Below are 1,502 nucleotides of genomic sequence, written 5' to 3' on the forward strand. Positions count from 1 at the left end.
GTTGGATTGATCTGCCCATAGCTCGTTCATTTCAGCGGTCACAATTGGGTCTGGGTTTACTAACAGTGGAATGTCACTGTAGATAATGCCTGTTAAGTCTTCGTACGTCGCACCACCGCTGTTGCTACGAGAGTTCGAGAACAGTTTTGGTGGCTTCGCATCTGGGTTAATTGCGACCTCAATGAATGGTTTGATAAGTGTTAGTTCAGAGCTACGAGCGACAATGTAAACTGCGTCCACATCACGACGACTGCGTGGCTGTGTTTCCAACTTAATGCGCATGAGCGATTGCATCTGTGCGATACGCTGTTTGCTCTCTTGTAATCCAAAGACGTCGTTAATGTCTTTTTGTAGCTGGCGCTTATCACCAAAGTAGCTTGTTGCGACTTTGTTTGAGCTGTACTTGCTCCATTCTTCATTGAAAGCTTGCACAACACGCTCACCGTAGCTGCCTTTTGGCGCTAGGATCAGCGGGAAGCTATAGCCTTCACTAAACAAGTATTTTGCAGCTTGAGCCACTTCTTGCTCAGGTGACAACGCTAGGTAGCAAATGTCGGTACCTGGCTGAACATCTTCAGGAATATTCAACGCCAGTGCGGGAATGGCTGGACTGTTTGCTGAACCATCCATTGTGGTTTGCAATAGTTCGACGTTTTCTTTTTGCAGCGGGCCGACAACAAAATCGATGTTTTCGTTGATAAGACGTTGTTTCACTTCATCAGCGCTGTACGCATTCGTATCAATGACGGTAAGCGTTGCGCTTGGATCGCGGTTTCTATCATTCATCATCGCGAATACAAAACCATCGCGGATCAATTGTGCCTGAGGCGCAAACTTACCTGTTAATGGTAACAACAATGCTGTGTTATTTGGTTTTACGATATCAAGTGACAGAATGTTTTGAATTTCTTCTGGTGTATAGATTGCCGCTGGGTGTGACGGGTTCTCGTTCAACCAACGCTCAAGGGTATTTTTTAACTGAGACAGATTGCCGGAGAGCGTTTTTGCGTAAACTGCTAATTGCAACCATCCGTCTAACACGTCTTCGCTGGGTTCAGTTTGTAGCGAAGTCAGCTCATATTCAGAGTAACTGCCAAAGTTCATCCAAATTCGGCTTGAGATTTCGCGTTGCTCTGCTGATGACGCGTATTGACTAAACGCTACCAGTTGGCGGTTGGCTTCAAACGGCTGATTTAGGCTTTGGTAAGCGTCGGCACGTAGAGAGTAGTAATCTTTCCACTGCTCATTTGGTAGTTTCCACCAAGGCTTAAAGTTGAGAAGTTGCAACAACTGAGAGTAATCGCCTTGCTTTTGCTGTATGGTCGCACGCGCCAGTTGCCACTCTGCCTGTTGAACTTCCGTCAATTGTTGGCGAGCCAGACGTTTTATCAGAAGGTCTGCTTGATCCAATTGGTTCGCTTGGATTGCGGCTTTGGTTGCCATGATCAACCAGTCGTTTTGTAAGCTGCCTTCCGTGCTATCAGCTTGAATCATGTAGTTCT

General features: G+C 46.3%; 1 protein-coding gene. It reads right to left on the reverse strand.

The window, feature by feature from the left end:
• The coding region (locus R7P35_RS24185; protein WP_318092862.1) for a penicillin-binding protein activator at window positions 1-1,502 on the reverse strand (1,502 nt) is incomplete at both ends.

It is taken from the genome of Vibrio sp. Vb0304 (genome assembly GCF_033338995.1).
GTDB lineage: Bacteria > Pseudomonadota > Gammaproteobacteria > Enterobacterales > Vibrionaceae > Vibrio > Vibrio alginolyticus.